This window comes from Candidatus Accumulibacter sp. ACC007 (genome assembly GCF_907163205.1).
Classification (GTDB): domain Bacteria; phylum Pseudomonadota; class Gammaproteobacteria; order Burkholderiales; family Rhodocyclaceae; genus Accumulibacter; species Accumulibacter regalis.
Map to the genome: position 1 here is coordinate 1,899,364 of NZ_CAJQUD010000001.1, position 21,462 is coordinate 1,920,825.

21 protein-coding genes are annotated in these 21,462 nt (G+C 65.4%); 13 read left to right on the forward strand and 8 right to left on the reverse strand.

The window, feature by feature from the left end; genetic code table 11:
- Positions 1–4: 4 nt before the first annotated feature.
- Both QZ634_RS08210 and QZ634_RS08215 read right to left on the reverse strand, forming a co-directional pair.
- Complete coding sequence (locus QZ634_RS08210) at positions 5–601, reverse strand: acyl carrier protein phosphodiesterase (RefSeq protein WP_291987129.1); 597 nt, start codon at positions 599–601, stop codon at positions 5–7.
- The gene (locus QZ634_RS08215) at positions 598–975 is read right to left on the reverse strand and encodes a DUF3301 domain-containing protein (protein WP_291987131.1); all 378 of its coding nucleotides are present in this window, start codon (positions 973–975) and stop codon (positions 598–600) included. The genes QZ634_RS08210 and QZ634_RS08215 overlap by 4 nt, the downstream gene beginning before the upstream one ends.
- Positions 976–1,232: 257 nt before the next feature.
- Here QZ634_RS08215 and QZ634_RS08220 point away from each other — a divergent pair, with 257 nt between their 5' ends.
- From QZ634_RS08220 to QZ634_RS08240, 5 genes are read left to right on the forward strand one after another with little or no spacing between them, the layout of a single operon-like run.
- Complete coding sequence (locus QZ634_RS08220) at positions 1,233–2,684, forward strand: TolC family protein (protein WP_291987132.1); 1,452 nt, start codon at positions 1,233–1,235, stop codon at positions 2,682–2,684.
- Positions 2,681–3,883, forward strand: a complete 1,203-nt coding sequence (locus QZ634_RS08225) for an efflux RND transporter periplasmic adaptor subunit (protein ID WP_291987134.1) — start codon at positions 2,681–2,683, stop codon at positions 3,881–3,883. The genes QZ634_RS08220 and QZ634_RS08225 overlap by 4 nt, the downstream gene beginning before the upstream one ends.
- Positions 3,883–4,593 carry an ABC transporter ATP-binding protein gene (locus QZ634_RS08230; RefSeq protein ID WP_291987136.1) on the forward strand — a complete coding sequence of 237 codons (711 nt, stop codon included), beginning with the start codon at positions 3,883–3,885 and terminating at the stop codon, positions 4,591–4,593. The genes QZ634_RS08225 and QZ634_RS08230 overlap by 1 nt, the downstream gene beginning before the upstream one ends.
- Positions 4,587–5,807 (forward strand): ABC transporter permease, encoded by a 1,221-nt coding sequence (locus QZ634_RS08235; RefSeq protein WP_291987138.1) that lies wholly within the window; start codon positions 4,587–4,589, stop codon positions 5,805–5,807. The genes QZ634_RS08230 and QZ634_RS08235 overlap by 7 nt, the downstream gene beginning before the upstream one ends.
- Before the next feature lie 59 nt (positions 5,808–5,866).
- Entirely contained in the window at positions 5,867–6,388 is a 522-nt protein-coding gene (locus tag QZ634_RS08240; RefSeq protein WP_291987141.1) for a gamma carbonic anhydrase family protein, read from the forward strand.
- A 96-nt stretch (positions 6,389–6,484) separates the two neighbouring features.
- On the opposite strand, the gene QZ634_RS08245 is transcribed toward QZ634_RS08240, so the two are convergent.
- Positions 6,485–7,549 carry a hypothetical protein gene (locus QZ634_RS08245; RefSeq protein ID WP_291987143.1) on the reverse strand — a complete coding sequence of 355 codons (1,065 nt, stop codon included), beginning with the start codon at positions 7,547–7,549 and terminating at the stop codon, positions 6,485–6,487.
- A 1-nt stretch (position 7,550) separates the two neighbouring features.
- On the reverse strand, positions 7,551–8,414 hold the full coding sequence (locus tag QZ634_RS08250) for a ThiF family adenylyltransferase (protein ID WP_043563881.1): 864 nt from the start codon (positions 8,412–8,414) through the stop codon (positions 7,551–7,553).
- 197 nt (positions 8,415–8,611) lie between these two features.
- Here QZ634_RS08250 and QZ634_RS08255 point away from each other — a divergent pair, with 197 nt between their 5' ends.
- Positions 8,612–9,847, forward strand: coding sequence for an FtsX-like permease family protein (locus QZ634_RS08255; protein ID WP_291987144.1), 1,236 nt, complete (start codon positions 8,612–8,614; stop codon positions 9,845–9,847).
- Entirely contained in the window at positions 9,844–11,076 is a 1,233-nt protein-coding gene (locus QZ634_RS08260; RefSeq protein ID WP_291987146.1) for an FtsX-like permease family protein, read from the forward strand. Before QZ634_RS08255 ends, QZ634_RS08260 begins: the two co-directional genes overlap by 4 nt.
- A gap of 138 nt (positions 11,077–11,214) precedes the next feature.
- Here the strand turns inward: QZ634_RS08260 and QZ634_RS08265 are convergent, their stop codons facing one another.
- From QZ634_RS08265 to QZ634_RS08280, 4 genes are all read right to left on the reverse strand, one after another.
- Positions 11,215–12,246, reverse strand: a complete 1,032-nt coding sequence (locus tag QZ634_RS08265; protein ID WP_291987148.1) for an SGNH/GDSL hydrolase family protein — start codon at positions 12,244–12,246, stop codon at positions 11,215–11,217.
- Positions 12,247–12,589: 343 nt separating this feature from the next.
- Positions 12,590–14,083 (reverse strand): sensor histidine kinase, encoded by a 1,494-nt coding sequence (locus QZ634_RS08270; protein WP_291987150.1) that lies wholly within the window; start codon positions 14,081–14,083, stop codon positions 12,590–12,592.
- Complete coding sequence (locus tag QZ634_RS08275; RefSeq protein WP_291987153.1) at positions 14,080–14,742, reverse strand: response regulator transcription factor; 663 nt, start codon at positions 14,740–14,742, stop codon at positions 14,080–14,082. The genes QZ634_RS08270 and QZ634_RS08275 overlap by 4 nt, the downstream gene beginning before the upstream one ends.
- Positions 14,742–15,131 carry a PepSY domain-containing protein gene (locus QZ634_RS08280; protein ID WP_291987155.1) on the reverse strand — a complete coding sequence of 130 codons (390 nt, stop codon included), beginning with the start codon at positions 15,129–15,131 and terminating at the stop codon, positions 14,742–14,744. Before QZ634_RS08280 ends, QZ634_RS08275 begins: the two co-directional genes overlap by 1 nt.
- A 181-nt stretch (positions 15,132–15,312) precedes the next feature.
- Here QZ634_RS08280 and QZ634_RS08285 point away from each other — a divergent pair, with 181 nt between their 5' ends.
- The 6 genes from QZ634_RS08285 to nirD all read left to right on the forward strand — a co-directional run bounded on the left by QZ634_RS08285 (position 15,313) and on the right by nirD (position 21,452).
- Positions 15,313–15,747 carry a DUF1924 domain-containing protein gene (locus QZ634_RS08285; protein ID WP_291987157.1) on the forward strand — a complete coding sequence of 145 codons (435 nt, stop codon included), beginning with the start codon at positions 15,313–15,315 and terminating at the stop codon, positions 15,745–15,747.
- A 59-nt stretch (positions 15,748–15,806) separates the two neighbouring features.
- A complete protein-coding gene (locus QZ634_RS08290) occupies positions 15,807–16,298 on the forward strand; it encodes a diheme cytochrome c (RefSeq protein WP_291987159.1) in 492 nt (163 codons plus the stop codon).
- A 156-nt stretch (positions 16,299–16,454) separates the two neighbouring features.
- A complete protein-coding gene (locus QZ634_RS08295; protein WP_291987161.1) occupies positions 16,455–16,883 on the forward strand; it encodes a PepSY domain-containing protein in 429 nt (142 codons plus the stop codon).
- A gap of 82 nt (positions 16,884–16,965) precedes the next feature.
- Positions 16,966–18,288 (forward strand): ferric reductase-like transmembrane domain-containing protein, encoded by a 1,323-nt coding sequence (locus QZ634_RS08300; RefSeq protein ID WP_291987163.1) that lies wholly within the window; start codon positions 16,966–16,968, stop codon positions 18,286–18,288.
- A 401-nt stretch (positions 18,289–18,689) separates the two neighbouring features.
- Positions 18,690–21,119: a nitrite reductase large subunit NirB gene (gene nirB, locus QZ634_RS08305; protein ID WP_291987165.1), complete on the forward strand. Its 2,430-nt coding sequence runs from the start codon at positions 18,690–18,692 to the stop codon at positions 21,117–21,119.
- 24 nt (positions 21,120–21,143) lie between these two features.
- Positions 21,144–21,452 (forward strand): nitrite reductase small subunit NirD, encoded by a 309-nt coding sequence (gene nirD, locus QZ634_RS08310; RefSeq protein ID WP_291987167.1) that lies wholly within the window; start codon positions 21,144–21,146, stop codon positions 21,450–21,452.
- Positions 21,453–21,462 lie beyond the last annotated feature (10 nt).

Below are 21,462 nucleotides of genomic sequence, written 5' to 3' on the forward strand. Positions count from 1 at the left end.
GACTCTACGCCGGACGCTGCTCGCGGAAGTGCGCGGCAAAGGCCATGGCTGCCGGAAAGAACTCGACAAAGTCGCCTTCGAAGCCGGCGTAGCCGGCGACCAGTTCGCTGCCCGCGCCGCGCAAGCTGTTGCTGCGCCGCAACCGGTGCACGGCGATGCGGTCGAGCGCCCGACCCACGGCAGCCGGCTCACGGTAGCTGGTCAGCCAGTCCTCGTCGCGCATGGTGGGCAGAATCCGGGCCAGGCGATCGGGTAGCTCCCGGGAAGCGAGAAGCGCATAGACGGCGGCAGAAAACGCCGCCAGCGGCTGCGGTGAAAAGCGCGCCCAGTGCACGGCAAGAAAGTGATCGTAGAACATATCGACGATGATGCCGCTGTAGCGGCGACGCTCGCTGCTCACCCGTCTCCGGCTGCGCGCGAAAGCCTGGTGTGCGTCGGCGAAGCTGTCGATCCGCCGGTGCAGCAGCAGGCCGTGCACAACCGCCGCGCTGAACTGCGCTGGCGCTGGCGCCAAAGGCCCCTTGACGAAGTCGCCGAGCAAGCCACCCAGCCGGCACTCGTCGTCGGCACCGGAGAGCAGCGCGTGCGCCAGGTAGTTCACGACGGCAGGCGCGGAAACGGTCGATTCTGCTCCTCGTCTGGCGTGCCCACCGAACGCAGTGGCGACCGATTCGAGTGCGGCAGGTGCAGCGTCACCAGTTCGCTGCCGAGCAGCGTCACCTGACCATCGCGGCGATTGTCGCCGGTGTCGCTGAACTCGAAACGATAGACGCGACGCAGGCGAAAGCGACCCTCATCGTCGCGTCCCGGCCGCAGGGAGGCGAGGGCAACGGTGTCGTCGAGCAAGAGGAGATCCTCGGCAGCACAAGCGGCGCGAACCGCGCGCATGCCCGCCTCACGCGACTTGAAGCTGTCCAACCACAGGGCGCCACCAGCCAGCATCGCCAGCAGGCTGAGCACTTCGGCCCAGGGCATCAGCGCCTCTTCTGGCGGAGGGTACCGCCACCGGTCCCGCTGGCGGGAAGACCAGCCGTGCGCCGGCGAGCGCCGAAAGCTGAAAACTTGAATGTCATTGCGGCTTGCCTCGTTGTGGTGCGTTGTGGTGCGTCGTGGCACGGTCCGATGGCCACGGCGCGGGGCAACATTGTTTCAGGGGAAAAGTGGCCGCAGCGGACTGCGCCGAGCGCATCGCTCGGCTGCGATCGCTGCGAGCTTGGCTATACTAGCGAAAAATGACCATCACCACATCCCGACCGGGTTCGCTGCTTGCGCGCGCTGCTCGCTTCCTCACCGCAATCGTCATCGTGCTTGCAGCGCTTCCCGGCCAGCTGTCGGCCCGGGAAGTGAGTGACCCGTTTGCCACCGACGCCATCACCCCGCCTCGCCCGGCCCTCGATCTTTCTGCCGTGCAGAATGCCTATCTGCCCTGCCAGGCGCTGCCCGACGACACCCCTTACGGCGTCCTGGAAGTCGTCGATCTGGCGCTGTGCAAGAACCCGACGACGCGTGAAGTATGGGCCATCGCCCGCCTGCAGGCGGCTCAGGTCGGCGTCGCGCAGTCGGACTTCCTGCCGGCGCTCGATGGTCGACTGGCGGCCAATCGCCTGCGTGGCGAAGCACGCAGCGCGACCCAGCGCAGTGCGTCGCTGACCCTGTCGTGGCTGCTGGTCGATTTCGGCGCCCGCTCGGCCAACCTCGAAGTCGCGCGGCAGCTGCTCAGCGCTGCGTCGGCGACACTGGACGCGACCGTGCAGAGCGTCTTTCTCGGCGCCCTGCAGTCCTACTTCAACGCCCAGGCGGCACGGGCGGCAGTGAGCGCGGCGCTGGAATCGGAAAAGGCCAGCCGCGAGAGCCTGACCGCCGCCGAAGTCCGCTACCGCGTCGGCAGCGGCACCCCGGCCGACCGCCTGCAGGCGCAGACCGCCTGGTCGCAGGCAACGCTCAACCGGATCAGGAGCGAGGGTGTACTGCGCAACGCGTTCGGCAGACTGGCCAAGGTGATGGGCCTCGACGCCAACCATCCGCTACGCCTCGACGACATCCCGACGACGATCCCCGACAGCGGCTTCGACCGCGACATCGCCGCGCTGATCGCCGAAGCACGCCAGCGGCGACCCGAGATGAAGGCCGCCGAAGCCGAACTGAAAGCGGCGCAATCGGGGATCGACTACGCGCGCGCCTCCGGCCGGCCGACGATCTCGCTGAGCGCCGGTCCGCAGTGGGAAAACCTCGACGGCCTCTCGGGCCAGGGCAATGCCATCGGGCTGAGCGTGCAGCTGCCGATCTTTTCCGGCTTCAATACCACCTACCAGATACGCGCCGCCGAGGCGCGCAGCGAGGTCCAGGCCACGCGCCTGGAAAATACCCGCCAGGAGGTTGCTCTGGAGGTCTGGGAGAACTACCAGAGCCTGAACACCGCCACCCAGACGATCCGCACCAGCGCCGACCTGCTGAGCAGTGCCGAACAGTCGGAACGCGTCGCCCTGGGCCGCTACAAGGCCGGCGTCGGTAACATCCTCGATGTCCTCAACGCACAGAGCGCGCTCGCCGCTGCGCGCCTGCAGCGCATTCAGGCGATGCTGGACTGGCAAGTCTCGCGCGCCGCACTGGCCCGATCCATCGGCGTCCTCGACAGCAGCCTGCTGCTCGCCGCCGGTGGCGAGCCGAAAGCCCGCAAACCATGAAAATCTCCCGCACAAGAGCGGCCACGGGCGTGCTCGCCGTCGCCCTCGCCGCCAGCGGCCTGTACTGGCAACAACAAAAGGCTGCCCTGTCGCCGGAGCAGCGCTACAAGCTGCAGGCCATCGAGCGTGGCGAGATCACCCAGACGGTGTCGGCCAACGGCACCCTCAACCCGGTAGTGCTGGTCAATGTCGGCACGCAGGTTTCGGGGACGGTCACGCGGCTGTATGTCGATTTCAACGATAAGGTCGAGAAGGGCCAGGCCTTGCTCGAACTCGACGACTCCCTGCTCGCCGCCCAGGCCCGGCAATCGGCTGCCAATGTGCACAACGTCTCGGCAGCGCTCGATCTGGCACGCGCCAACGAAGCACGCATGCGGGCGCTCTTCGAGCAGGAGTACGTTTCCCGCCAGGAACTCGAGCAATCGATCCAGGCGCGCCGCTCGTCCGAGGCGCAGCTGGCGCAAGCCAGGGCAGCGGCCGACAAGGACCAGGTCAATCTGCGCTACACGACGATCCGCTCGCCGGTCTCTGGCGTCGTCGTCGACCGCGTCGTCGATCTGGGACAGACGGTCGCCGCCAGTCTGCAAACGCCGACGCTGATCAAGATCGCCCAGGATCTGTCCGAAATGCGCATCGATTCCAGCTTTGCCGAAGCCGACATCGGCAAGATCAGGGACGGGCAGCAGGTACGGTTTACCGTCGACGCTTTCCCGGAGCGAAGTTTCGCCGGCCAGGTGCAGCAGATTCGCCTCAACCCGACGACGCAGCAGAATGTCGTCACCTACAACGTCCGCGTTTCGCTCTCCAACCCCGACCATATTCTACTTCCCGGAATGACCGCCTACGTCAGCATCGTCGTCGCCCGGCGCGAAGACGCCCTGCTCGTCCCCAACGCGGCGCTGCGCTTCAAGCCGCCGGAAGAGGATAGCGGCAGCAAACCGGTCGCAGGCGACGTCAGGGGCAAGGGCGGCAAGGGCGGCAAGCACGACAGGGATAAAGACAGCGGCAGCAGCAGCGGCACCGTGCACGTCGTCGATCAGGGTCAGCTGAAGGCGGTGAGCGTGCAGCTCGGCATCACCGACAACCGCAACAGCGAAGTGCTCGGCGGCGAGCTGAAGGTCGGGGAACGCGTGGTCGTCGGCGAGAACCCCGTCACTTCGGGTGGCAAGCCGAGCAGCGTCGGCATGCGCCTGTTCTGATGTCGTCAGCACTGATTCGCGTCGCCGGACTCGGCAAGTCCTACGGCACGCCCGCCGGGCCGTTCCCGGCGCTCAGGGGTGTCGATCTGAGCATCGCAGCCGGCGAGTTTGTCGCCATCATGGGTCAGTCCGGATCGGGCAAGTCCACCTTCATGAACCTCCTCGGCTGCCTCGACACACCGACCAGCGGCGACTATTTTCTCCTTGGTCGCAATGTCGCCCATCTCGCAAGGAACGAACTGGCGGCACTGCGCAACCGGAGCATCGGTTTCGTCTTTCAGGGTTTCAATCTCCTGCCACGGATGACGCTCGCCGACAACGTCGCCCTGCCGCTGGTCTACGCTGGCGTCGACCGCGCGCAGCGACAGCAGCGAGCGAAGGAGGAACTGATCCGCGTCGGCCTCGCCGGCTACGCCGACTCGCTACCCAGCCGCATTTCCGGCGGTCAGCAACAGCGCGTGGCGATCGCCCGCGCACTGGTCACCTCGCCGCAGCTGATCCTTGCCGACGAGCCGACCGGCAACCTCGACAGCCAAACCAGCGCGGAGATCATGCACCTGCTGGCAACGCTCAACGCTGCCGGGATCACCATCGTCCTGGTTACCCACGAAACCGATATCGCCGCCTGGGCGCAGCGGCAGGTACGCTTTCTCGACGGGCTGATCGTCAGCGACGTCGCGACGCCGGCAAGAGCAGCTGGCCAATGCTGAAGGCGATGCTCGGCGAAGCCTGGAGGGCGATGGGGGCCAACCGCATGCGCACCGCGTTGACCATGCTCGGGATGGTCATCGGCGTCGGCTCGGTGGTGTTGATGATGGCCATTGGCCAGGGTGCTCAGTACGCGGTGGCCCAAACCATCAGCACCATGGGCAGCAATCTGTATATCGTGATCTCCGGATCGACCAGCGCCGGCGGTCTGCGCAGCGGCGGCGGCGGTGGCCCCTCGCTGAACGTTGCCGACGCCGAGGCGATCGCCCAGCTCGAAGGCGTCAGCCGGGTGGCACCGGTACATCAGGGGCGGCAGCAACTGGTGCATGGCGCGAACAACTGGAGTGCCACGGTGGTCGGCACGACGCCCGCCTATTTCGACGCACGCGCCTGGGCGGTGAGCAGCGGTTACCCGTTCGGCGATTCGGACGTACGCTCGGCGACCCGTGTGGCGCTGGTTGGCCAGACCATCGCCGACAACCTGTTCGGCAGCGACGATCCCGTCGGCAAGACCATCCGCATCCAGCAGAGTCCCTTCCTGGTCATCGGTGTTCTCGGCAAGAAGGGCCAGAACCTCGACGGGCGCGACCAGGACGACACGGTGATCGTGCCGCTGACGACCGCCCAGCGCAAGGTCTTCGGCACCCCCTTTCCGGGATCGGTGCGGGTCATGATGGTCCAGGCCGCTTCGGCAGAAGCCATGCCTGGTGTGGAAACGAGCATGATCGCCCTGCTTCGCCAGCGCCATCGCCTGCGCGAAGGACAGGACAACGACTTCTACATTCGCAACCTCACCGCTGCCGCCGACTCGGCCGCCGAAACGACGCGCGTGATGTCGCTGCTGCTCGGCGCCATCGCTTCGGTATCGCTCCTCGTCGGCGGCATCGGGATCATGAACATCATGCTCGTCTCGGTGACCGAGCGGACGCGCGAGATCGGCATCCGCATGGCCATTGGCGCCCGCCAGAAGGACATCCTCAGCCAGTTCCTGCTCGAAGCGCTGATCATTTCCGTCGCCGGCTGCCTGATCGGCCTGCTCCTCGGGATCGGCGGTGCACTGCTGGTCAACGCCATCACCGACATGGTGATCGTCATCTCCGGCGGCGCGGTGCTGGTCGCTTTCGCCGTTGCCGCAGGGATCGGCATCTTCTTCGGTTTCTACCCGGCGCGCCGGGCGGCCGCACTCGACCCGATCGAAGCGCTGCGCCATCAATAGGCCTGGCCGTGGCTTACAGGCTACAATCTGCAATCCGCAACGACCGCGAGACCCATGCCATGCCCATTTACGCACTCGGCGCCCGTCGCCCGCAGCTCGACCCACAAAGCTGGGTCGCCCCAACGGCAATCGTCATCGGTGACGTCCGCCTTGCCAGAAACGCCTCGATCTGGTGGAACGCCACGCTGCGCGGCGACAACGACCCGATCAGCATCGGTGAAAACAGCAACATTCAAGACAACTCGGTGCTGCACACGGACGAAGGTGTGCCCCTGACCGTTGGCCGCAACGTCACCGTCGGCCATCTGGTCATGCTGCACGGCTGCACCATCGGCGACGGCTCGCTGATCGGCATCGGCTCGGTGCTGCTCAACCATTCGGTGATCGGCAAGGGCTGCATCGTCGGCGCCAACACGCTGATTCCCGAAGGCAAGGTCTTTCCGGACCACTCCCTGATCGTCGGCTCGCCGGGAAAGGTGGTTCGCCAGCTGAGCGCCGAACAGGTGGAACGGATCAGCCACAGCGCCGAGCACTATGTTGCCAACTGGCAGCGCTACCAGGGCGAACTGCAAGGCTTGTAGCAGGCAGGCGCTAAGTCGGCAGAGTCACCGCCGCGACGGTCGGGGCGAGGACAGCGCAGCGCGCCCGGGTTCAATGCGCGAAGCGTTGTCGACAGCTCATTGCCGCAGCTCCAGGTAATCGTCGACTGGCCGCCGACCCGAAACGATCGCCGACCGCCGGGCAAGACCCATGCGAAACAGCATCACCGGAGCGGCGCCACCGAGCAGCCCCTTCCAGGCGTCGGCCAGGTCTCGCTGCAAGGTCGCGGGAATTCCCTCGGCCCGCGCTCCGCGGCAGGTGTAAAGGGCTGCCGCCGGCATCGGTTGCAGGACTCGCCCGTGTCCGGTCGCCGCCAACCACAGCCGCTGGAACGATCGTCCGCTGTCGAAAATCGACTGACTGTCGTCCGCATCACTGACCGCCAGAAGGCCCAGATGCGGTGCCATACGACAGGGGAGGTAGCAGGAGCGGAAGCCAAGCATCTGATGCGCCCCGAAGAGGTTCAGCACACGGGCCAGCGACCAATGGCGCAGGAGAGCGAAGAAGGGCTGCAGCGGTGCCTCGACACCCAGGCTGCCTGGTGGCAATCCTTCCAGGCAGTTATTGCGCCAGCCGACGTCAAAGCGGATCGCCGAAAAAAGCTCCTCGTGCAACACCGGGTTGCGGAAACGTTCGCTTTCCGCACGGCGCATCAGGCCAAGCACGCGCTTGCGCAGCGCCGCTTCGTCGAGCCACATCAGCTTGCTGGTCGGGTAAGCGGCGACAGCCGAATCGAGGTCGGCGTGTTCGGCAGCGTTCATTGCCGGACCACTGAAGCGGACCTGCCGGTTGGTATGGCGCTCGGGAATGCTTTTCCAAAGCGGATCCGGCGCCACGCCGCGCGCGTTGACGACAACGCGCAGGAGAAGATTGGCTTGCGCGGGGTCCGGCAACAGGAGCGCGTCGCCAGCCAGGCCAAATCGGCTCAGCGCAATGTTCAGATTCTCGGCCACGGCGCCGAGCGAGACCAGCGCGAGAACTCGCTTGTAGCTGCCCACGGGCGGCAGGCGAGTCTCGATGCCACGAATCGCGATCACGTGGTCACGAACCTGAATACGGAAACGGTGGTGGTTGTCCGCCGACGGCGCGAGGAGCGCGCTCTGGAGAACGAAGCGCAGCCGCTCCTGACTCAGCTTGTCCATGTCAATCCAGTTTGAGTTGGTGGCGAGCGATGGCGATCGCCAGGCGATTGATCGGATTACGGTTGCCGCCCGGTCGCCAGGTACGGGCCAGCTTGTTGCGATAACCGTCGAACTGTACGCCATGCGGAGCGGCCAGTACCCTGCCCCGGTCGAGCAGAAGCTTCAAGGCTTCGCTGCCGGCAACCCCGGCACACAGCATGCATGCCATTGGCGTCGATGGACCGCGGCGAGACTTCAGGTCGACGCGTGTCTGATCGACCAGATAATGGCGATGCAGCAAGGCCGGTGCAAGACCGACGAGAAAACGTACTGCCTTCTCCAGATCGGGGAGGCCGGCAACCTGAAAATAATCTTCAAAAGTCATGCCGCCGGGCAGGAAATTGAGCAGCGCCGCACTCATCCCAAGTGGCGCGACGGTGATCGCAGGAATCCTGTGCTCGGCACAATAGGCAAAAACACGCTCACGCGCTTCGAAGGCAAAGAAATCGAGGCCGTCGACATAAAGATCGACGCCCTGGAAAAACTCGTCCAGGTTGTCCTTGCTCACCCCGTCAGGGAAGAGAGCCAGCTGGCATTCCGGGTTGATGTCCCTGGCCATCTCGGCGAGAACCTCAACCTTTGCCCGACCCACGGTTGCCTGGCTCGCTCCGGCCTGACGATTGAAGTTGGCGACTTCGAAAACGTCGAGATCGGCGATGGTGAAGTGGCCAATGCCAAGCCGCGCCAGGGTGAGAAGATGAAAGCCCCCGACTCCGCCCAGGCCGGCAATGGCGACGCGCGCCTGGCGCAGGCGTGACTGTTCCGCATCGCGAACCCAGCCAAGGTTGCGCGAAAACGCCTGGTCGTAGTCGAAAGCTTGCACGATGAACCCTCTCCAATTAGTATCAGCGCCTAAACGGTGTCTGCCGGCCTTGCCAAAACGGTGCAACATGACCGCCTAAGCGCTTGATCAAATGCAACTTCTCGGCAATAGCTCGTGGCCCAGGTGGCGGCGCACTGCAGCAAGTCGGGCGGCACTCCCCTCCAACTCGTTTTTTGAACATTACAGGCAAAGAACTCTCGGTGCCAATAGCCAGCCTGATTGCGGATGTGCGCCTCGCCATCCGCAACCTGCAACGCAATACCCGGCGGACGGCAGTCGCCGTGTGCACGGTTGCCTTTGGCATCATGGCTTTTCTGCTCGCTGGCGGATTCATCGAGTACATTTTCCAGGAGATGCGCGAGGCGACGATTCACTCGCAACTCGGTCACCTGCAGGTCGTCCGCCCGGACTATTTCGAGAAGGGAATCGCCGATCCCTACGCCTTCCTGCTCCCCGGGCAATCGCCGGCGCAGCAAGTGGTCGAGAAGGCACCCGGCTTTGCCAGCCTGGCCCCGCGTCTAGCCCTGAGTGGGCTGCTCAGCCACGGCGACGCGACTATCGCCTTCATTGGCGATGGAGTAGACCCCGAACATGAAAAACGGCTGAGCAGCGGTATCGCCATCGTCAGTGGCCGCGATCTGGCATCGGCCACGGAATCGGCCGTCGTTCTCGGCGAAGGCCTGGCACGCAGTATGGGCCTGCAGCCAGGCGATGTCGTCGTGCTGCTGGCCACCGCCGCCAACGGCGGCGCCAATGCCGTCGAGGTCAGCGTGGCCGGGACCTTCGCCACCATGTACAAGGATTACGACGACCGGGCACTGCGCCTGCCGCTATCGGTCGCCAGAAAGCTGATGCGTGTCGACGGCGCGACATCGTGGGTCGTGCTGCTCGACAGGACCGAGCAGACCGCCGCGGCCGCCAGCCACCTGAACGACACCCTCAAGCGCGACGACTTCCAGATCGTGCCGTGGACCGAGCTGGCCGATTTCTACAACAAGACCGTGGTCCTCTTCTCCAAGCAGGTGAGCCTCGTCAAGTACATCATCGGCCTGCTCATTGTGCTCACCATCTCGAATACCCAGACCATGGGCGTTCTCGAGCGCACCACCGAAATCGGCACCAGCCTGGCCATCGGCCAGCGCGCCCGCCACATCATGGGGATGTTCATCTTCGAAGGCATCCTCGTCGGCCTCCTCGGCGGCGTCGTCGGGGTCGCGCTGGGCTACGGTCTGGCACAGCTGATCTCCGCCATCGGCATCCCCATGCCGCCGCCACCGGGGATGGCGCGAGGGTATATCGGGCGAATTCTGGTCAGCGGCAATCTGGCTCTGGACGCGTTCCTGCTGGCCTTGATCGCCACCCTGCTCGCCAGCATCATGCCCGCCTGGAAGGCCAGCCGAATGAACATCGTAGACGCGCTGCGGCATAACCAATGACGCTGCGCCTGCCCGACGGATGGACCTTTGTCCTGCGCAACATCTTTCGCCAGCGCCTGCGCTCGGCGGCAACGCTGGCGGCGATCACCCTGGGCGTCACCGGGCTGATTCTGGCCGGCGGCTTCGTGCAGGACATCTTCGTGCAACTGGGCGAAGCGCTGATTCACTCGCAGACGGGGCACCTGCAGATTTCCCGTCAGGGCTATCGCGAGGGCGGCATCCGCGCTCCCGAGCGCTATCTCATCGAGCAGCCCGAACAACTGCAGCAGGAGATCCTCGCCCAACCGGGAACCGAAATGGTCCTCGCCCGGCTGGCATTCGCCGGCATGATCAACAACGGCAAACGGGACCTCGGCATCATCGGCGAAGGCGTCGAGCCGTCGTCCGAGGCGGTTCTCGGCAGCTTCCTGCGCTATATCGAGGGTCGGCCACTCGCCGACAGCGACGTGGACGGGATCGTCCTCGGGCAGGGCGTCGCGCGAAGCCTCGGGCTGAAGGCGGGCGACCGCGCGAATCTGATCATCAGCCTGCCACAGGGCGCCGTCAACACGCTCGACTTCGAAGTCGTCGGCATCTTTCAGAGCTTCTCCAAGGAGTTCGACGCGCGCGCCGTGCGCATTCCGCTGGCGGCGGCGCGCAGCCTCATGGATACGCAATCGGCGCACCTGATGGTGGTCCTGCTGAGCCGGACCGAATACACCGAGCGCGCCCAGGCTTCGCTGCTGGAGAAACTGGGCCCGCGCGGCTACGAAATCGCGTCGTGGCACGAACTGTCCGACTTCTACGACAAGACGCTGGAGCTCTACGATCGGCAGTTCGGCGTGCTGCGCCTGATCATCCTGCTGATGGTCCTGCTCAGCGTGGTCAACAGCGTCAACATGACCATCTTCGAACGTACACGGGAGTTCGGCACCATGCTGGCGCTGGGCGATCGCCCCGGACGGGTATTCCGCCTGATCCTAGCCGAAAGCGCCTTGATCGGCCTGATCGGCGCACTCCTGGGGATCGGCTTCGGCTGTGTTTGTGCCTGGCTGATTTCGGCGATCGGCATCCCGATGCCCCCCCCACCGAACGCCAACATCGGCTACACGGCGTTGATTCGCCTGCTTCCGGTCGATGTCGTCACGGCCGGCGCCGTGGGCTTCGTGGCCACCTGTCTGGCCGCCTTGCTTCCAGCGCGGCGGGCGTCGCGGGTACTGATCGTCGACGCCTTGCGCCAGGGCACCTGAGCCCCTGAGCCCCTGCCAGACCGGTCCCGGCTTCCCGTTTACGATGAGCGCCGAAACGAACGAACGGGCAGCATAGGCTGCCCGTTCATTCATCCACACACCGCGTCGTCTGTCAGGCCGTCGCAGGCAGGCACGCCCTTAGCCCTTGACCGCGCGCCGAACGCCACCGCGCCCGGCAGCGAGCAGTCCAATGGCCAGTACCAGCAACGGGAGAGTTCCCGGGAGCGGCACTGCGGCGTGGTAGGTTGCCGCCGCCATCAGTTGGTGAACCTCGGTGGTCGGATGGATCGGATCCCAGAAAACATAGCCCGCCGGATTGGCAACCTGCCCGAATCCGGGAATGAAGGCCGGCGTCGTGGCGTTGGTAAACCCGAATGCCGACGGGTTCGCCTCTACCGATTTGAGCAAGCCGAACATATCAACCGGAAAGAGCTGCATCTGCAGGGTGGGATCGGCCATCAGGCCGCCGAGCAAGGCGTCGAGCTGCGTATTGAACGCGACGGTGAGGAAGGCCAGGAGCGGATTGGTGCCCGCTGGAAGCGTTGGTCCATAGCCGTTGAAGAACGGCGCAGTGCTGGCGTCGATCTGATTCGGCACGACCACGCGCTGCGCGCCGTTGGCGTCAAGCTTGCGCAGTTCCAGTTCGAATTCGCTGAGGGTGGCCGCCACGGCAGCCAGGCCGCTGGCAACGCTACCCGTCAGGGTTGCCTGCAGCAGGTTCTGCGAGCCGCCCCAGAAAAGGACCATCTGGTCCGGCGAAAAGCGATTGCCCGCGCTGGCCGCCAGGAAGTCGTCGATCTGCTTGCCGGTATTCGAAACCGGTTGTACCTGCCCCGGAAGGGCGATCGAAGGCCTCAGCCGCGTTCCCGGACCGATCGCGGATCCCGCATACGCATAGCCAGTTCCACCCGTGCCCTGCTGACTTGCCTCGGCGCGCGGAACGTTCATCGCATCGGCCAGGTAATCCACCCAGATTGGACCGTTGGACATTCTGCCCGAGTAATAGGGCGGCGTGGGTGGATCGGGAGTCAGTCCCAGGGCAATACTGTCGGCATAGACGTTGCCAACGTCGGAAAGGCTATCGCCAAAAACGACGAGCTGTCCGGCCCACACCCACGACGGGAAAAAAGCCACGATGACGATGGCCAGGAAGGATCTAAGAGTGCTCATCTTCGGTCTCCAGAGTGTCAAACAAGCGGACAAAAGTACTACCGGAATAGTCCGGCGGGAACGCAGCAGACCCCCTGAATTCACCGCCTCCCTGCCAGAACCTTCCTGCACACGCCAGGAAGGACGATTGGTGAGTCACCGACGCACTTGCGAGTCGAAAGCAAGTTTCACACCACGATATGCTACACACATTAAATCAGTCCGCTAGAAACCGCAGAAGACGGCCAGCGAACGAGACTGTAAAGAATTCCGACAGATCCCCGCCCTCCAGCAGCCGTGCCGGCGAGATCTTTCGGCTGGACACCGGCAGCGCTCCGCGCGAGCGCTGATCGAACCCGTGCAATCAGGCCGGGTCGCGACGACCGGCTGCCGATCGACCCCTGGTGCTGCCCACCGCCGGCAGGCTCAGCACCACCCGCAAACCGCCCAGCGGCGAATCAGCCAGGCTCAGTTCGCCCGCGTAAAGTTGCGCCAGGTCGTCGGCGATCGACAGGCCCAGGCCCGAACCCGGCACCTGCTGGTCGGCGCGCACACCGCGGCGGAATACCGCATCCCGATCGCTGGCGGCGATTCCCTGGCCGTCGTCGTCGATGGTGATCAGCAGGCGGTCGCCAGTCGTACAGGCAGCGACCTCGACGCGGCTGCGCGCCCACTTGCAGGCGTTGTCGAGCAGGTTGCCAAGAATTTCCTGCAGATCCTGCTCTTCGCCGCGAAATGCCAGGCTATCGGCAAAGGGACGCAGAAGCAGTTCGAGTTGCCGCTCGGCGTGTATCCGCCGCATCGTGCGCAGCAGTGCTTCGAGGTTCGCTCGCAGCGGCGTGCGTGCGCCGGGAAGGCAGCGCTTGGCCGCCACCTGTGCCCGCGCCAGGTGATAGTCGACCTGGCGTTTGGCCGTGTCGACCTGGCCGACGACCAGGCGGGCGAGTTCGTCGTCCTTGCCACTGGCGGCGTTGGCAAGAACGCTCAGCGGCGTTTTCAGCGCATGCGCGAGATTTCCCGCCTGCGTGCGTGCGCGCTCGACGACCTCGGCGTTCTGTGCCAGAACGGTATTGAACTCGTCGACCAGGGGCGCGATCTCGGCCGGAAATCGACCTTCGAGACGCTGCGCGTCGCCATCGCGAACGCGACCGAGTGCGGCGCGCAGGGTGCGCAATGGCGCCAGCCCGACGATCACCTGGACCAGGGCAGCGACGACCAGACCCGCCGCGAGAATGCCGAGTGCCAGCCACAGCGCGCCATCGAACCTGCTCACCGGTTCGCGCATCAGTTGCTCGTCGGCAGCGACGATCAGGCGAAAGGCGCGTGCAGTGCGCCTGCCGGCATCGCTTCCCTCCGTTCCGCCGCTCCCCTCGTCGACGCGGATAACGCGTTCGACCATGCCGAGCATGCTGCCACCCGGACCGCTCAGGCGGTGCTGATGAATCTCGCCGTCTGCCGGTGCATCGGGCGGCACGGCAAGCACACTGTCCCACAGCGAGCGCGAACGCAGCCGGCCGGCAAGCGGAGTGCCCGCCCGAGCAGAGTCGACCTCCGCCGGCAGCTCGTCGACCTGCCAGTAGAGTCCGCTGTACGGCAGGCTCAGGCGCGGATCGCTCAAGGGCATCGCCAGCGTCGCGGGCCCTTTGCCGTCAACCGCCAGCTGGGCGGTCAACTGGTCGAGATGCGTTTTCAGCTCGGCGTGAAACTGCGTCGCCACGTGTTCGCGAAACAGGCTGCTCAATCCCCAGGCGGCAACGGCGATCGACGCGGCGATCCAGAACAGCGTCCCGGCCAGGAGGCGGATGCGCAGCGAGCCGCGGGCAAAAAGAGCGCAGCGCGGCGAGGCGGGCACACTCATGCACCGGCGCTCAGGCGATAGCCGAGGCCGCGTACCGTTTCGATCAGCCCTGGCGGCAATTTCTTGCGCAGGCGGGCGATGAAGACCTCGACGGTATTCGAGTCGCGATCGAAGTCCTGCGCGTAGATGTGCTCGACCAGGTCGCTGCGCGAGACCACCGCGTCGCGATGGTGGATCAGATAGGCCAGGACGCGGTACTCGTGGCTGGTCAGCGTCAGTGCCTGGCCATTGACGGTCGCCCGGGCGTTGCGCGTATCGAGCGTCAGCGGACCGCAGACCAGTTCGGCGCTGGCGTGTCCGCCGGCACGGCGGATCAGCGCGCGCAGGCGGGCGAGCAGCTCTTCCATGTGGAACGGCTTGGTCAGGTAGTCGTCGGCGCCGGCGTCGATGCCGGCGACCTTTTCGTGCCAGCCGTCGCGCGCGGTCAGGATCAGCACCGGCATGGCGCGGCCGGCGGCACGCCACTTCCTGAGCACGCTGATACCGTCGAGCTGCGGCAGGCCGAGGTCGAGAACGACGGCGTCGTACGAGCCGCTGTCGCCGAGGTAATGGGCGTCGACGCCGTTGCTTGCGCTATCGACCGCGTAGCCGGCCGCGCGGAGTGCGTCGGCCAGTTGCGTCTGCAGCAGAGGTTCGTCTTCGACGATCAGGATGCGCATCAGTGCTGCTCCCCGCGTTGCTCCCCGCGCGCCTCGCCGCGGCGCTCGCCCTGCCTGTAATCCTTGCGCCCCTTGACGCCGATAATGCTGCCGTCACGGGCGTCGACCCTGAGCTTGACCAGCGCTCCGCCGCTGCGCAGCAGCTTGATTTCGTACTCCCAGCGGCCGTCCTCGCGTTCGAGTTCGACCTCGACGATCTGCCCCGGATAAGCGCGCTCGACGCGTTCGAGGATCGCTCGTAGGGGCAGCACCTCACCGGCTTCGAGCGCCTGGCGCGCGCGGTCGTGGTCAGCGCCGTGGCCGTCGCCCGAACTGCCGGCACTCCCGGGACTGGCACTGGCCATCAGCGCCATGGCAATGGCAAGCAAAGCGTTCTTCAAGCGGCTCATCTCCAGAGTGTAACGGGAGCAAGGACTTTCGGGGCGGACGCTCGCTCGCCACGGCGACCTGCTGTGGACCTTCTTTCTACGCCGTTGCAGCTGAACGCAGGATGAACACGCGCTTCAGCCTCCGTTCAGAGGGCGCCAGGCAAAGTGGCGCCATGTCAATCCGAAGCGAGAGGGAACGATCATGAAACAGTACGTACCGAGGCACCCGAGAACGCAGCTACTGGCAGCGACGCTGGCACTCGTGGTCAGCACAACCGCGTTCGCCGCGGCACGCGACGATCTGCTTGCCGGCTATGCCGCGGCAGCGAAAAGCGGCGACCCGCATTTTTCCGGTTTCTCGGCGGCTCGCGGCGAAGCTTTCCATCGCCAGTCGTTTGCCGGCGGCAAGGCCGATACCCCGGCGTGCACCAGCTGCCACGCCAACGACCCTCGCACATCCGGCCAGACGCCTGCCGGAAAGGCGATCGACCCGGTAGCGCTGTCGGCCAGCCCCGGCCGCTATGCCGACCCGGCAAAGGTCGAGAAATGGTTCAAGCGCAACTGCAAGGAGGTACTCGGCCGCGAGTGTACGGCGCAGGAAAAAGGCGACTGGCTGAGCTTCATGATCAGTCAGTAAGCACCCGCAGACACTTGCACGAATGCATGCACCCCACCAGCCATTCCAAGGAGAAACCGATGAATCTGCCCTATCGCCCCATCGCACTCGGCCTGCTGGCGATCGCCGTTTCTGCGCTCGTCTTCCAGCGCGCGCAGGCCGGTGGTAGCCACTACTTCCCGCCGGTCAGCGACCCGGTGGTCAAGGAAGAATGCGGCAGCTGCCACCTCGCCTTTCCGCCCTCGATGCTTCCGGCCAGTTCGTGGAAGCGAATGATGGGCGAACTCAAGGACCATTTCGGTGACGACGCCAGCGTCGATCCCGTGACTGCCGCACAGATCACCAACTACCTGGTGAGCAACGCCGGCGATAGCGGCGGCCGGCGCTACGGCGACAAACTGCTGCGCGGGACCTCGACGAGCAAGGCGCCGCTGCGTATCACCGAGCTCGCGCGCTGGGTCAGCGAGCACCGCGAAGTCCCCACCTGGGAGTGGCAGCACAAGGACGTGCGCAGCAAGGCCAACTGCCTTGCCTGCCACGCCGGCGCCGAACGCGGCTACTACGACGATTAGATTTCGCCACTTCCCCAACGCCCGATCAACAGCTGCTTCAGACGACGTTCAGAAAGCGCCGCGCACCATTGGCGGACGCTCACCGGCGCCAACCCACCACCCCACCACCCCACCACCCCACAACCCTATACAAACCCACAACCGGAGATTGCCATCATGACACTGAAAGGAATCCTTCCCGCCCTGGCCATCGGCATCGTTCTCGGCGCCGCCAGCACTTTCATCACACCTGCCTTCAGCGACGACAAGCGTCCACCGGCCGCCGCTGCCGCTGCCGACCGGCAGTGGCTGTCGATTCCGCAAATCGTCGAGAAACTCGAGGCGGCCGGCTACCGCAACATCGAGGAGATCGAACGCGAGCACGGCAAGTACGAAGTGCGCGCCACCCACCGCGATGGCAAGCGCAGCAAGCTGTACGTTCATCCGCAGACCGGCGAAGTCATGGACTATCGCCAGGGTGAGCGCCAGCGCGCGAGCGACGAACGTGGCGAACGCAGGAGCGGCTCGGCCGACTGCAACGAAAGGCGTTGCCGCGACGACCTGCCGCAGGCCGCCGTCGGCGCGCTCCCGCCTGCCGGCAAATGACCTCGAGTTTTCATTCGCCGGCCACCTCGCCCGCTGTCGAAGACTCCCCTGCCTGATCCACTGACGGAATGATGCGCCAACCATGAAAACCGCTCTCACTCTGATCATCACCCTCGTCACCGCGGCCTGGGGCTGGGATGTACTCGTCACCGGCACGCCGTCCGGCGGCGCCCCACTGTGGGTCCTGCGCCAGGAAGCTCTCTACCTCAGCGGTCTGCTCGCGATCTCGCTGATGTCGGTGGCGATGTTTCTGGCCACCCGCCCGACATGGCTCGAAGCCCCGCTGGGCGGCATGGACCGCGTCTATCGCACGCACAAATGGGCAGGGATCCTGGCCTGCGCTTTCGCCGCCGCGCACTGGCTGATCGAGATGTCGAGCGACATCCTGAAGGCACTCATCGGCCGTGAGGGACGCGTGCCCAAGGAGAACTACGGCGGCTTTCTGGAAGTGCTGCGCGACCTTGCCGAAGACCTCGGCGAATGGGCGATCTACGCGCTTCTGGCGATGCTGGCGATCACCCTGTGGCAGCGTTTCCCGTACCGGATGTGGCGATTCCTGCACCGGGCAATGCCCTTGCTTTACCTGATGCTCGCCTTCCATGCGCTGCTGCTGGCGCCGACTGACTACTGGACGCAGCCGGTCGGTTTGCTCCTCGCGCTGCTCATCGCCGGCGGCGTCTACGGCAGCGTGCTCGCGCTGGCCGGGCGCATCGGCCGCTCGCGACAGGTCCGCGGAAGCGTCGTTGCGCTCGACCACCCGGCTGGCGACCTGCTCGCCGTTCGCTGCCGCCTGGACGCCGGCTGGCCGGGGCATCGGCCCGGCCAGTTCGCCTTCGTCAGCTTTGACGACAGCGAAGGTCAGCACCCCTTCACGATCGCCAGCGCCGACCGTGGCGACCGCGAGATCACTTTCCAGATCAAGGCTCTGGGCGACTACACGCGCCAGCTCGCGCGACGCCTGGCCGTCGGCCAGCCGCTGCGCGTCGAAGGGCCTTACGGACGCTTCGACATCGCGCGCCAGCAGCGTGGCGCGCAACAGATCTGGATCGCCGGCGGCATCGGCATCACGCCTTTCCTGGCCTGGCTGGAAGCGCTGCAAGGCAGGCCCGCCGACGTGCCGAGCGCCGATCTGCACTACTGCACGCGCGATCGCGACGGTGATCCTTTCGTCGCCCGACTGGAGGCGCTCTCCGATCGACTGCCCTCGATCCGCCTCTACGTCCATGACGCCAGGCAGGGTCAGCAACTCGGCGCCGACGAACTGGCCGCGAAACACGATCGCGCGCGCCCGGCCGAGGTCTGGTTTTGCGGCCCGCAGGGACTCGCCGACAGCCTGCGCGACCGCCTGCACGAGCTGTGGCAGAGCCGCCTGCGCTTCCACCAGGAGGCGTTCGTCATGCGCTAGGGTGGTGCGGCAGGCACGGTGGAAGCAACCACTGCCTGCCCACCAGTCATTGCGAGGAGGCGCAGCCGACGCGGCAATCCAGTTCCATTCTCTGACTACAGGTGCGCCACAGCAGCCAGGCGAAAAACAAGACCTCTGGATTGCCGCGTCGGCTGCGCCTCCTCGCAGTGACGGCATGGCTCGATCGCAGGCTCGCCTGCCTTCGCGCGCACACCTTGGCAAGCGCCCCTCCCTGCACCATAACTCGTACCAGCACGCGCCGGCGTGCCCCGAACTTGTGCGCCGCATCATTTTGCGCCCGGCGACGCCAGAATAAACTTCAGGAAAATCAACCTTCGCCGCCTATGGCACGCCAATTGCTTTAATGCCTCCATAGAGACGTTTCGAATGGAGTTGCGAAGATGAGCAAGAAGAAACTGGTGATGGTCGGCAACGGCATGGCGGGCGTGCGCACGCTCGAGGAGTTGCTGAAGATCGCTCCCGATCACTACGAGATCACCGTATTCGGCGCCGAGCCGCACCCGAACTACAACCGCATCCTGCTCTCGCCGGTGCTCGCCGGCGAGATGACCATCCAGGACATCATCCTCAACGATCACCAGTGGTACGCCGACAACGGCATCCGGCTGCATCTGGGCAAGACGGTGAAGCGCATCGACCGCGTCAAGCGCCGGGTGATCGCCGACGACGGCAGCGAGGAAGGCTACGATCGCCTGCTGCTGGCAACCGGCTCCAACCCCTTCATGCTGCCGGTTCCCGGCAACGACCTGCCCGGGGTGATCTCCTACCGCGACATCGCCGACACCGACGCCATGATCGACGCCGCCAAGCGCTACAGCCACGCGGTGGTCATCGGCGGCGGCCTGCTCGGCCTGGAAGCGGCGAACGGCCTGAAGCTGCGCGGCATGGACGTGACCGTGGTGCATCTCGCCGACTGGCTGCTCGAACGCCAGCTCGACGAGACCGCCGGCAGGATGCTGCAGAAGTCGCTCGAAGAGCGCGGCCTGAAATTCCTGCTCGGCAAGCAGACCGAGGCACTGCTCGCCGGCGAGAGCGGCCGCGTCGCCGCCATCCGCCTCAAGGAGGGCCTGCAGCTCCCGGCCGACCTGGTGGTCATGGCGGTCGGCATCCGCCCGAACATCGCGCTTGCCGAGGCGGCAGGGATTTATTGCAATCGCGGCATCGTCGTCAACGACACCATGCAGACCTACGATCCCAAGGTGTACGCGGTCGGCGAGTGCGTCGCCCACCGCGGCATCGCCTACGGACTCGTCGCACCGCTCTTCGAGCAGGGCAAGGTCGCCGCCAACCATCTCGGCGACTACGGCATCAGCCGCTACACCGGCTCGGTGACCTCGACCAAGCTCAAGGTGACCGGCATCGATCTCTTCTCGGCCGGCGACTTCTTCGGCGGCAAGGACAGCGAGGAAATCATCCTCAACGACGCCGCCGGCGGCGTGTACAAGAAGCTGGTGATCCAGGACAACAAACTGGTCGGCGGCGTGCTCTACGGCGACACCGCAGACGGGCCCTGGTACTACCAGCTGCTGCGCGACGGCCAGGACATACACGAAATTCGCGACCACCTGCTCTTCGGCCAGTCGCACGTCGGCGACGTCGGCCACCAGGGCCACAGCAAGGCGGCGGCGATGGCCGACAGCGCCGAGGTCTGCGGCTGCAACGGCGTCAGCAAGGGGACGATCGTCAAGGCGATCAAGGAAAACGGCCTGTTCACGCTCGACGACATCAAGAAGCACACCAAGGCCGCTTCGTCGTGCGGCTCGTGTGCCGGCCTCTGCGAGCAGATTCTCTCGGCGACCATCGGCGGCGCCTACACGCCGGCGGCATCGAACCGCAAACCGGTCTGCGGCTGCACCGAGTTCTCGCATCAGGAGGTCCGTGACGCGATTCGCCAGCAGCCGCTGCTGAGCATCGGCGAAACGATGCGCTTCCTCGAATGGACGACGCCCGACGGCTGCGACAAGTGCCGCCCGGCACTCAACTACTACCTGATCTCGACCTGGCCGAAGCAGGCAAAGGACGATCCGCGCTCGCGGCTGATCAACGAACGCGCGCACGCCAACATCCAGAAGGACGGCACCTACTCGGTGGTGCCGCGCATGTGGGGCGGACTGACCACTGCCGCCGAGCTGCGCCGCATCGCCGACGTCGCCGACAAGTACCAGGTGCCAACGATCAAGGTCACCGGCGGCCAGCGCATCGACCTGCTCGGAATCAGGAAGGACGACCTGATCGGCGTCTGGAAAGACCTCGACATGCCCTCCGGGCACGCCTACGGCAAGTCGATCCGCACGGTCAAGACCTGCGTTGGTGCCGAGCACTGCCGCTTCGGCACCCAGCTGGCGATGGACATGGGCGTCAAGCTCGAAAAGATGCTCTTCGACATGTACTCGCCGCACAAGGTCAAGCTCGCCGTTTCCGGCTGCCCGCGCAACTGTGCCGAAGCCGGCATCAAGGACGTCGGCGTGATCGGCGTCGATTCGGGCTACGAGCTTTACGTCGGCGGCAACGGCGGCATCAAGACCGAAGTTGCGCAGTTCTTCGTCAAGGTCAGCAACGACGAAGAGGTGATGGAGTACGCCGGCGCCTTCCTGCAGCTCTACCGCGAAGAGGCCTTCTATCTCGAGCGCACCTGTCATTACCTCGAACGCGTCGGCCTCGACCACGCCAAGAGCCGGGTCGTCGACGACGAGGAAAACCGCAAGGCGCTGCACGGCCGCCTGCTCGCCGAACTCAAGGACGCCAAGGATCCCTGGGCCGAGCGCATCGCCGGCGTCGAGAAGAACGAATACGAAACGCTTTCGGTATAGAGCCGGAAGAACTGGAGAACAGCAATGGCTGAATGGAAATCGATTTGCAAGCTCGACGACATACCGCGCCTCGGCAGTCGCGTCGTCAGGTCAATGAATGGCGACATCGCGCTCTTTCGCACGTCGTCGGATGAGGTCTTCGCGCTGCGTGACCGCTGCCCGCACAAGGGCGGGCCACTGTCGCAGGGACTGGTGCACGGCAACCAGGTGACCTGCCCGCTGCATGGCTGGAGGCTGCGCCTTGATTCCGGAGAAGCCGTCGCCCCAGACCAGGGCTGTGCCCGCCGTTACCCGATCCGCATCGAAAGCGATACGGTGTTTCTCGATATCTGAAATAGCTGCA

Coding starts and splice junctions, on each gene's coding strand:
- QZ634_RS08275 (WP_291987153.1), bottom strand. CDS start 14,742: ATGCGCATCCTGATCGTCGAAGACGAACCTCTGCTGCAGACGCAACTG.
- QZ634_RS08300 (WP_291987163.1), top strand. CDS start 16,966: ATGAAAACCGCTCTCACTCTGATCATCACCCTCGTCACCGCGGCCTGG.
- QZ634_RS08280 (WP_291987155.1), bottom strand. CDS start 15,131: ATGAGCCGCTTGAAGAACGCTTTGCTTGCCATTGCCATGGCGCTGATG.
- QZ634_RS08220 (WP_291987132.1), top strand. CDS start 1,233: ATGACCATCACCACATCCCGACCGGGTTCGCTGCTTGCGCGCGCTGCT.
- QZ634_RS08270 (WP_291987150.1), bottom strand. CDS start 14,083: ATGAGTGTGCCCGCCTCGCCGCGCTGCGCTCTTTTTGCCCGCGGCTCG.
- QZ634_RS08265 (WP_291987148.1), bottom strand. CDS start 12,246: ATGAGCACTCTTAGATCCTTCCTGGCCATCGTCATCGTGGCTTTTTTC.
- QZ634_RS08290 (WP_291987159.1), top strand. CDS start 15,807: ATGAATCTGCCCTATCGCCCCATCGCACTCGGCCTGCTGGCGATCGCC.
- QZ634_RS08235 (WP_291987138.1), top strand. CDS start 4,587: ATGCTGAAGGCGATGCTCGGCGAAGCCTGGAGGGCGATGGGGGCCAAC.
- nirB (WP_291987165.1), top strand. CDS start 18,690: ATGAGCAAGAAGAAACTGGTGATGGTCGGCAACGGCATGGCGGGCGTG.
- QZ634_RS08260 (WP_291987146.1), top strand. CDS start 9,844: ATGACGCTGCGCCTGCCCGACGGATGGACCTTTGTCCTGCGCAACATC.
- QZ634_RS08285 (WP_291987157.1), top strand. CDS start 15,313: ATGAAACAGTACGTACCGAGGCACCCGAGAACGCAGCTACTGGCAGCG.
- QZ634_RS08295 (WP_291987161.1), top strand. CDS start 16,455: ATGACACTGAAAGGAATCCTTCCCGCCCTGGCCATCGGCATCGTTCTC.
- nirD (WP_291987167.1), top strand. CDS start 21,144: ATGGCTGAATGGAAATCGATTTGCAAGCTCGACGACATACCGCGCCTC.
- QZ634_RS08240 (WP_291987141.1), top strand. CDS start 5,867: ATGCCCATTTACGCACTCGGCGCCCGTCGCCCGCAGCTCGACCCACAA.
- QZ634_RS08230 (WP_291987136.1), top strand. CDS start 3,883: ATGTCGTCAGCACTGATTCGCGTCGCCGGACTCGGCAAGTCCTACGGC.
- QZ634_RS08225 (WP_291987134.1), top strand. CDS start 2,681: ATGAAAATCTCCCGCACAAGAGCGGCCACGGGCGTGCTCGCCGTCGCC.
- QZ634_RS08245 (WP_291987143.1), bottom strand. CDS start 7,549: ATGGACAAGCTGAGTCAGGAGCGGCTGCGCTTCGTTCTCCAGAGCGCG.
- QZ634_RS08215 (WP_291987131.1), bottom strand. CDS start 975: ATGCCCTGGGCCGAAGTGCTCAGCCTGCTGGCGATGCTGGCTGGTGGC.